The following is an 8,691-nucleotide window of genomic DNA, read 5'->3' as shown; positions in this document are numbered from 1 at the left end:
TCAAGCAAATGCCGCAATCAAAGGCCGGACACAGGACTGTACTGACCAGCCGCGCAATCAGAGCATTTTGTCCTTGCAAAGCAGACGCCATCCACACAGGACGAAGTTGCCCGCTGCCAACGCAAATTCATTGTTCGTCTTTTGAGGTTATCGGCGACCTCTCAAATCGGCTTGCGCATCGCGGATGATCGACCAAGACGAATGCATGAATAGTCCGGCAATCCCAAAGGCAACGATCAGATCGGGCCACGCGCTGCCGAGCCACGCAACAAGCCCAGCCGCCACAACTACGGCAGCGTTGCCAATAGCGTCATTGCGTGAAAACAGCCAAACGGCACGCATGTTTGCATCTCCTTTGCGGAACCGCATCAGTGGCAATACAGCGAGCACGTTTACCACGAGAGCAACGATCCCAAATACGCCCATAAGGGTCGCGTCGGGCATGGTCTGGGTGAATATCCTCCATAGCGTTGTCGCAAGCACAATGAGGCTGAGGATACCAAGGAAAATGCCTTGGATCAGAGCCGATCGCGCCCGCCATGCAACGGTCCAACCGATGGCTAGAAGACCAAGAAACGTAATGAGGCCGTCGCCGATAAAGTCGAGCGCGTCCGCCTTAACGGCCTGTGACCCAGCCAGAAAGCCGCCAACCATCTCCATCACGCCGTAGCCGACATTCAGAAGGACGACGGTCCAAAGAGCACGACGATAGGACGGATCTTGATGCGCCGCGCCGGCCTGAGCATCATCGTCGCCCTCGATGCGGTCAAATTCGTAACCTGTCGTCGCAACTGCTTTCTCGATCTCCGGCAGCCGCACCTCAGGTACATTGAGGGTCATGACGTGAGTGGCTGCCGATACCTTCACCGCGTCTGGCGCAATTCCGGCGGCCTGTGCCGCGCGTTCTATCTGCGCCGCATCCTTTGCGCAGTCCATACCTGAGACACGGTAGCGAAACGTTAGAGCGTCAGAGAGTTGAGTGTCGGTCATGATGGCACAGTAGACCCGGTTTATTTGGCGACCAACCAGCAAGATGCTTTCGGTCAGATGTCAGCCGGGCCACGGTTGTCAGTCACTTGTGACCACCTGTTCGGCCAAATCGATTATGTACCCATCGGCTCAGCTAAATGTTCCTTCACGGAAGATGAGATGTCGGTGCGGGATCCTGCAGTGACTCAAGGTAATTTGCGATCTCGATCAGCTTGGTAGGCATCAGGATCGGCTCGCCGTTGCCCGGATCGAACTCGCTCATTTCATGGTCTAAAATGTCGACGATAACCGGCATATCCTCGCGCGGTAGAACATTGCGGGAATAGCTGCTTGCTCGAATACACTTGCAATCGGGATGTTGCCGCGGGACTGGGCGCTTGCCAGACTCTCTGAAGCGCATACTGAATAGCTACTTCCGAGCGACGATGATCACCGCACCGTCTTTGCCCGCCTCTTCGGCATGTTCGATATTCTTGTCCAGAATACAAGTCTCGCCCGCAAGATAACGCGGCGCGCCATCTGCTGTGTTGAGGATGAATTCACCTTCCAGAACATAGACGAAAGACACTTGATCATGCACATGTGGCGCGCTGCGCGAAAGCGGCTCGAAGCGCACCTGTTTTGGTGCGCCATAGCCCTCATTCCTGCAGGTCTGTTCAAATGCTTCGGGTGTCATGGGGTTTGACCTCAATTGCAGCGGACATGTTCTGGCCCAAGAGGATTAGTCGAACATGTCCGGCTGGTCGACCACCAACTGGTTCCAGATAGTCTGGAAGTGCAGCCAGCCGATATATTCGCTGCCCACATGCTCGCGGCTGTAGCGCGCGGCCTTCTCAGACACCCGGATCGGTTCGACGCCGCTTGCGGCAATGGCGAGTTGCTGCTGGCAGCAGCGCTCGAGGGCGATGAACCAGAAGGCAGCGCTTTCTATGGAGTGCCGCGAGGCGGTGAGCAGCCCGTGGTTCTGGTGCAGCGCCGCCTTCACACCTTTGAACGCCTTTGCCACGTCCGAGCCCGCATGGTTCTCGACCGCCACAGCCCCGGCGGAATCGCCGATCACCACATGGTCCTCGTAGAAAGCACAGGCATCCTGCGTGATTGGATCGATCGGGCGACCAGTGGCACACCAGGCGGTGCCATAGGTGGTATGTGCATGGCACATGGCGATGATGTCGGGATGTTCTTCATGGACGTTGGCGTGCAGAACGAAGCCTGCGCGGTTCACCGCGTAATCGCCTTCGATCACCGTGCCCGCATGGTCCACGAGGATCAGGTTCGACATCTTCACCTTGTCGAAATGCACGCACATCGGGTTGGTCCAATAGAGCTCCGGACGCTCGGGATCGCGCACTGTCAGATGGCCCGCGAACCCATAATCGAACCCTTGCTGCGCGAAGGCGCGACAGGCTGAGACGAGGCGTTCCTTGCGGTGCTGGCGCTCGTCCTCGAAATCGTCGAATTCGGGCAGTTCGGGGAAGATCAACCCGTCCTGTTCGGGCTGATAAATCGAGATGCGGTTGCCAAGGTCGAGCATGACAATGTGACTTTCCGTTGGGATGTTGGGTAAGGGTGCACAGCGCCACGATCCGAGGCGCCGTGCCTTGGCTCAGATATTTTGCGCGCTCATCTCGCGGGCAATGTGATCCGCTTGCCGGATCGCCAGCGCCACGATGGTCAGCGTCGGGTTCTCCGCAGCGCCGGTCGTGAACTGCGAGCCATCCGAGACGAACAGGTTCGAGATATCATGGGTCTGGCCCCATTTGTTGACGACGCCGTCCCGGGCCTTTTCCGACATGCGGTTTGTGCCGAGGTTGTGGGTCGACGGATAGGGCGGCGTCGGGAAGGTCCGGGTCGCTCCCACCGCTTCGTAGATCGCCTGACCTTGCTTATAGGCATGGTTGCGCATGGCGATGTCATTGGGGTGATCGTCGAAATGCACATTGGCGACAGGCAGGCCCCATTGGTCCTTGACGTCATGGTTGAGCGTGACGCGGTTGGTTTCCTGCGGCATGTCCTCGCCCACGATCCACATCCCGGCCATGTTCTCATACTGGTCGAGCGCGGAAGTGAACTCGCGGCCCCACGCACCCGGATCGAGGAAGGCAGCCATGAAGGGAAGACCGAGGCTGAGCGTTTCAAGCTCGTAACCGCCCACGAAGCCGCGGGACGGATCGTGCCGCGCCTCGTCCTGAATGATGCCTGCCATCGTGGTGCCACGCCACATCTTCACAGGCTTATCGAAGACGCCATAGACGGAACCGGTCATGTGACGCATGTAGTTGCGCCCGACCTGACCCGAACTGTTGGCAAGCCCGTCCGGGAACATCGACGAGGCCGAGTTGAGCAGCAAGCGCGGGCTTTCAAAGGAGTTGCCCGCCACGCAGACGATGCGCGCCTTCTGCATGTGCAGATTGCCATCCTTGTCGAAATACTCGACGCCCGTGACCTTGCCCGCCTCGTTGTGCAGGACGCGCGCAACATGGCATTCGGAACGGACTTCGAGATTGCCGGTGGCCTCGCCTTCGGGAATGTCGACATAGCCTGCCGACCATTTCGCGCCCCATTTGCAGCCCTGGAAACAAAAGCCGGTTTGCTGACACATCAGACGATCACGTTTGTCGTCCGAATTAATCGCCATGCGGCCGGTATGCACATTCTGGTAACCGAGCGCCTTGGCGCCTTTCTCGAACACTTTGTAGTTGTTGTTGCCCGGCAGGCCGGGACGGTCGCCGGTGCGGGTCACGCCGAGTTTGTCTTCAGCCTTGGTGTACCACGGGTCCATTTCGGCAGGGTCGATTGGCCAGTCGAGAAGGCTCGCGCCCTGCACGTTGCCGTAGGTCGTCGCAGCCTTCCATTCATGGTCCTGAAAGCGCAGCGAGGCCCCGGCCCAGTGCTGGGTGGTCCCGCCCACGGATTTAACAATCCATGCTGGCAGGCCGGAAAAGTCTTTCGCAACACGCCAGTCACCGGACGTTGTCCGGGGGTCCAGCCACGCCAATTGGCCAAAGCTCTCCCATTCGTCGTTGATGAAGTCCTCCGGGTAGTGCCGCCCGCCCGCCTCCAGCGAAACCACGCTCACGCCCTTCTGCGCGAGTTCGTTTGCAAGAACACCGCCGCCTGCGCCGGTGCCGATGATGACGACCACATTGTCGTCGTTCAGATCAAATGGTGCAGCCATAAGTCTGTCCTCCCCTATGGCTCAAAGCCAATTGATGTCGTTGAAACCGCGGTCGATGTAGCCGCCATACTCGAAGGACGCGCCCTCGTAGCCAAAGATCGGCCAGACCGCTTTTTGGTTATAAAGGCCGGTGACCAGCCCGCCGCGCACCTGTTGAAAGAACGCGCTGTCCTCCATGCCGCGCAGGATGTCGACCCGGTCGCGCTCCCAGCCGGCGTCGAGGTAACTGGCATGCCCCTTACCCTGTGCGGCTGCATTCAGCGCAGCCACACCGGCCTCCACCGCCTCTGCGGCCTCCGGTGCGTCATAGCCTTTCACGGCCAGAACGTAATACTCGTCAGCGACCTGATCGTGCGGATAGATATCCCGGGCCATCTGCACCAGCGTTGCCATCGTTTCGGGCTTCAGAGCCGTGGTTTGCATCGCCCATGCGCCGTTCGCGGCGGCCAGAAAGCCGGCGCCGACCACGAAGGATGCGCCAGCCGCGGTCGCCCGCGACAAGAGCTGGCGTCGTGTGAGCCCCTTAGGGCTGACAGTATCAGACATCTTTGTTCCTCCCTTTGATGTCACTTGAACCGACCACCGCGCTGAAGCACCTCGATTTGGTATCCGTCAGGATCGGCCACGAAAAAGAACCGCGCGACGGTCTCGCCGGCGGGTGCGAAGTCTACGAGTTTGCGAGGGGCCAGGCCTTCGGCTTCGAAGCGGGCGTGTTCGGCGTCGAGGTCGTCGACCGATACGGCAAGATGGCCATAGCCATTGCCCAGATCGTAGGGCTCGGTCTGATCCTTGTTTACGGTCAGCTCAAGCTCGAATTCGGTTTCAGGGTTGCTGAGATAGATCAGTGTGAAGGTCGGAAAATCGAGCCTGTCAGCGACTTTCAAGCCAAAGGCCGTGTCGTAGAATTGAACGGAGCGATCCTCATCGAGGACGCGGATCATTGAATGTATCTGCCTGGCCAAGGTGCCCTCCTGCAATCTTCAGCGTCGAGTTGCAGGATAGCGAAGGGACCGGTAGGGCCGGGTAGTATGTGATTACTACCCGCGAGGTTTTTTTGGGGGTGCAGGATGTGTCTTATTCGGCTGCTATTGCGGTGGCCGGCTCTGAACGGGAGATTTCAATGAACTTCAGACAGGCGCAGCGCAACAGCGATGTGAAATTCGAAGGCTCTCCCCGGCGCTCCAAGACCTCGGAGTGCAGTGTGGAGATGAAAACAGGGGTTGTCACACCGTCGCGCGCCGCGATGTCGTCCAAGGTTGCCCAGAATGCGTTCTCCAACCGAATCGAAGTGCTTTGCCCGTTCAGGCGTAGACGGCGCGTGGTGCTGCCATATCTTTCCGGGTCTTGTCCTGCGAAGACTTCACACATGGCTGACCTCCCTCCATAGCCACAAATTTTTCGTATTTCGTATACGAAGTGCAGAAACATGTCTAGAATTGTATGGAGGCTTGTGATTTACGTGCCGTATTTGGAGTATGTTCATGGATGCAATCAAGCCGGCGAAAACTCTGACAGAGCAGACACATGACATTTTGCTCAACGCTATTTGTTCCGGTGAATTCGAGCCCGGGCAAAGGCTTCATCAGGACGAGATCGCAGCGCGCCTCAAGGTTTCACGGCAACCCGTCAACAGCGCAATTTCAGTTTTGAAGGCAAACGGATTCGTCGAGGACACGGGTCGTCGCGGCGTCATTGTCTCGCAGATCAGCGCCGACCAATTCCTGTCCATCTTCGAACTCCGAACTGCCATTGAACCTTTTGCCATCCGCCTTGCCCATCAACGCAAGCCGTCCGATGCAGCCAAGCAAGCGCAGGATATGCTCAAGCGTGGCTGGGCCGCCGTCGCTTCGAACGATGTCAGTTTGCAGATTAACTTGGACTACGAGTTCCATGAGATGATTTATGGCTGGGCTGGCAATCCAGCCATCCGTGACACCATGAGAACAAACTGGAATCACATCCGCCGGTCGATGGGTGTTGTGCTCCGCCGAGGTGTCGCGTCGAAAACCTCTTGGGAGGAACATGACAGGATCATTACCGCGTTGATGCGCGGCGAAGTGGAAGGTGCCGAGCACGAAATGAGACGGCATATAGAACGTGCTCAGGAAAAAACGGCGGCTCTGCTTTCAGCGCGTTAGTCGTTCGCGCATGGCCTACTAGATTGGAAAAAATCATGCTGTATGACCGGCCGCTTCGGGCTCGGAGCAGTCGGTCAGCCATGATAGTCCCAGCGACAGCTTCGGAATTCCGAATGGCGGCCTAGGGGGCTAAGCTAATGCAACGGCAAAATCGTCTCAAATCTCATAATGACCGCTTTTGGGTCGGGGTTGGATAGCGAACCGCCGCAGCGCCGCAAGTCCGCTTTGAGCCCAACTTGTACCTTGGGATTTTCTCGCTGCGCGCGCTCGCAGCAGCAAAATCGCCGCGACTGCATCTTGTTCGGCGCCGCTGCGCGGAGTGAAAACCAGCCATTCAAGCGTGCTGCAGCGAGATCTGAAACCCGAATTTACATGTCGCGGACAAACCGGTCGCGCACTAGCTGGATACAATCGTAGGTTATTCCGGAACGCCAGCTAGACGCAAACCGTCGATGAGGTGCTCCAGATCACTGTTATTTTTATAGGGAATCCTTTCATAAATTTTCGTCAGCGACTCTTCCGGTCGCAGCTTCAAATATTCTCCGGAATGCATTTGGGCGGCGTTCAGATCATCCAGCTGCGCGTAGGTAGCTGCTAGTATTTGGTGCAAACCGTCATGGTCCGGGTACTTTCCCAGCCCCTCTTCAAGTGCTGTAATAGCGGCATCGTAGCTCTTAGTAAGATAGAGTGCTGTACCCAACACTTCGTAGTAGAAGCCCATGGCGAATACTGGATTGTACCGCAAAGCGAGCTGCGCTTCATTAACCGCGTCTTCGCTGGCGCCGGAAGTGATGAGATAGTAACCCAACGCGAAATGTGCATCGGCGTTACTGGGTTCCAACTCTACGGCTTTTCGTCCCTCTGCAACCGCAAGTGAGTGCCTTTTTGTCCAACAGTACACGTCTCCGAGAACCATATGCGCTTTTCCGAGGCCAGGATCTAACCGCACGGCTTGTTTGGCGTGCTTTAAAGCCAGATCAAGTGAAGCCTTAGGTTCAGAACTCCACCGTTGATTGGCATCATGCACTAAGGCCCAAGCGAGCCCCGCGTGTGCTGGCGCGTAATCGGGGTCCAACGCAACGGCCTGGGAATAGAGGTCAATTGCTTTGGCGTTGTCTATTTTAGTGGTGCGAGCGTGGAAAGCGTTGCCTTGCAAGACATAGTCATATGCCTTCAAGTTTTTGACTTCTTTTCGAAATGCACGCTCTTGTTCCGCTCGGGTAAGCGTAACGGTCAATGTGGCAACAATGCTCTCGGTAATACGGTCTTGAAAGTCGAAAACTTCTGCCAAATCTCCGTCAAAACGTTCAGCCCAAAGTTGGGTCGAGCTTTCTGTGTCTGTCAGACTGGCATTCAAGCGTACTCTTCCGCTGCCCCGCCGCACGGTACCTTCCAGAACGTAGCGAACACCAAGCTCACGCGCGGCTTGGCCAACAGATTGAGAGCGTTTTTTGTATTCCCGAGTTGCGTTGCGTGCAATGACAACAAGTCCCGAAATCTTGGATAAGTCGGTAGCTATGTCATCCGCGACACCTTCGGAAAAATACTCATCCTCTGGATCGCTTGACATGTTTTGGAAAGGCAGAATTGCGATGGATGGCTTTTCTTGTTTTGCCGGGACCGCTCCTTTCGCAGGCCAGCGAAAAACCTTAATCGGGTGTTCTAGCCCTTTGACAACGTGTTCACCTGCATCAACAAAATTTGCTTCGACTCTATTTCCTACACTCTCGTTCACCAGTGAGGAAACACATACTCCATCAGGCTCGGCCAAGGCTTCCAATCGGGCCGCTACGTTCACGCCATCGCCAAAAATGTCTTCGCGATCCGCAATGACATCTCCAAGGTTGACCCCAATCCGAAGCCGTATCTTGCCGTTTGCCTCAGTGTTCCGCTGTTGTATCTTAACAGCTGCGTCGACGGCATCTACCACACTGGAAAACTCGACGAGCGCACCGTCGCCCATCTTTTTTACTATGCGTCCTCGCCTATCGGCGACGACAGGATCGAAAGTTTCAGTCCAATGCGCCCGCAAAGCTGCCAGAGTGCCGGCTTCGTCCTCGCTCATTAAACGCGAATATCCGACCACGTCTGCTACTAATATTGCTGCTAGCCGTCGCGCCATTTCCGCTCCTATTCAAAGCTGACGCTAACCAAAAGTAGTGTGGAAATCTATCGGTGAAACAGTTGTCGGCAGAACGTCTTGTGATGAATCTCAAGGAAATCCCGCAACGGAAAGTTTGATTTCCGCGCAAAGCGCCCAAATGCTCGCAGACTGCTTTGGGCTTATTTTGTTGAAAAACTCTTCCTTGATCGATGCATGAACTGCTGATTCAATTCTTCCAGTGGGCGGGAGGATTGGCGATGATGGGACCGAGGCAGGAAGCG

General features: G+C 56.5%; 10 protein-coding genes. 1 reads left to right on the top strand and 9 read right to left on the bottom strand.

Features of this window, described 5'->3' with window-relative positions; genetic code table 11:
• Positions 1–147: 147 nt before the first annotated feature.
• The 8 genes from AC2FLZ_RS21165 to AC2FLZ_RS21130 all read right to left on the bottom strand — a co-directional run bounded on the left by AC2FLZ_RS21165 (position 148) and on the right by AC2FLZ_RS21130 (position 5,536).
• The gene (locus AC2FLZ_RS21165) at positions 148–990 is read right to left on the bottom strand and encodes a cation efflux transmembrane domain-containing protein (protein ID WP_496882737.1); all 843 of its coding nucleotides are present in this window, start codon (positions 988–990) and stop codon (positions 148–150) included.
• A gap of 145 nt (positions 991–1,135) precedes the next feature.
• On the bottom strand, positions 1,136–1,285 hold the full coding sequence (locus AC2FLZ_RS21160; RefSeq protein WP_496882736.1) for a hypothetical protein: 150 nt from the start codon (positions 1,283–1,285) through the stop codon (positions 1,136–1,138).
• 114 nt (positions 1,286–1,399) lie between these two features.
• Positions 1,400–1,666 (bottom strand): cupin domain-containing protein, encoded by a 267-nt coding sequence (locus tag AC2FLZ_RS21155; RefSeq protein WP_496747816.1) that lies wholly within the window; start codon positions 1,664–1,666, stop codon positions 1,400–1,402.
• Between the two features lie 45 nt (positions 1,667–1,711).
• The gene (locus AC2FLZ_RS21150; RefSeq protein WP_496747814.1) at positions 1,712–2,524 is read right to left on the bottom strand and encodes a class II aldolase/adducin family protein; all 813 of its coding nucleotides are present in this window, start codon (positions 2,522–2,524) and stop codon (positions 1,712–1,714) included.
• Positions 2,525–2,596: 72 nt separating this feature from the next.
• Entirely contained in the window at positions 2,597–4,168 is a 1,572-nt protein-coding gene (locus AC2FLZ_RS21145; RefSeq protein WP_496747813.1) for a GMC family oxidoreductase, read from the bottom strand.
• A gap of 21 nt (positions 4,169–4,189) precedes the next feature.
• On the bottom strand, positions 4,190–4,714 hold the full coding sequence (locus AC2FLZ_RS21140) for a Twin-arginine translocation pathway signal (RefSeq protein ID WP_496747811.1): 525 nt from the start codon (positions 4,712–4,714) through the stop codon (positions 4,190–4,192).
• A gap of 20 nt (positions 4,715–4,734) precedes the next feature.
• Complete coding sequence (locus AC2FLZ_RS21135; RefSeq protein WP_496747809.1) at positions 4,735–5,130, bottom strand: VOC family protein; 396 nt, start codon at positions 5,128–5,130, stop codon at positions 4,735–4,737.
• A gap of 112 nt (positions 5,131–5,242) precedes the next feature.
• Positions 5,243–5,536 (bottom strand): ribbon-helix-helix domain-containing protein, encoded by a 294-nt coding sequence (locus AC2FLZ_RS21130; RefSeq protein ID WP_496747807.1) that lies wholly within the window; start codon positions 5,534–5,536, stop codon positions 5,243–5,245.
• 113 nt (positions 5,537–5,649) lie between these two features.
• Here AC2FLZ_RS21130 and AC2FLZ_RS21125 point away from each other — a divergent pair, with 113 nt between their 5' ends.
• Positions 5,650–6,306, top strand: a complete 657-nt coding sequence (locus AC2FLZ_RS21125; RefSeq protein ID WP_496747805.1) for a GntR family transcriptional regulator — start codon at positions 5,650–5,652, stop codon at positions 6,304–6,306.
• A gap of 418 nt (positions 6,307–6,724) precedes the next feature.
• Here AC2FLZ_RS21125 and AC2FLZ_RS21120 read toward each other — a convergent pair whose 3' ends face one another.
• Positions 6,725–8,428 carry an adenylate/guanylate cyclase domain-containing protein gene (locus AC2FLZ_RS21120; protein WP_496882735.1) on the bottom strand — a complete coding sequence of 568 codons (1,704 nt, stop codon included), beginning with the start codon at positions 8,426–8,428 and terminating at the stop codon, positions 6,725–6,727.
• Positions 8,429–8,691: the final 263 nt, after the last annotated feature.

Source organism: Ruegeria sp. YKSF131 (assembly GCF_059612645.1).
The sequence above is the reverse complement of the archived record's forward strand: the minus strand, read 5'-3'. Positions and strand labels throughout refer to the sequence as shown.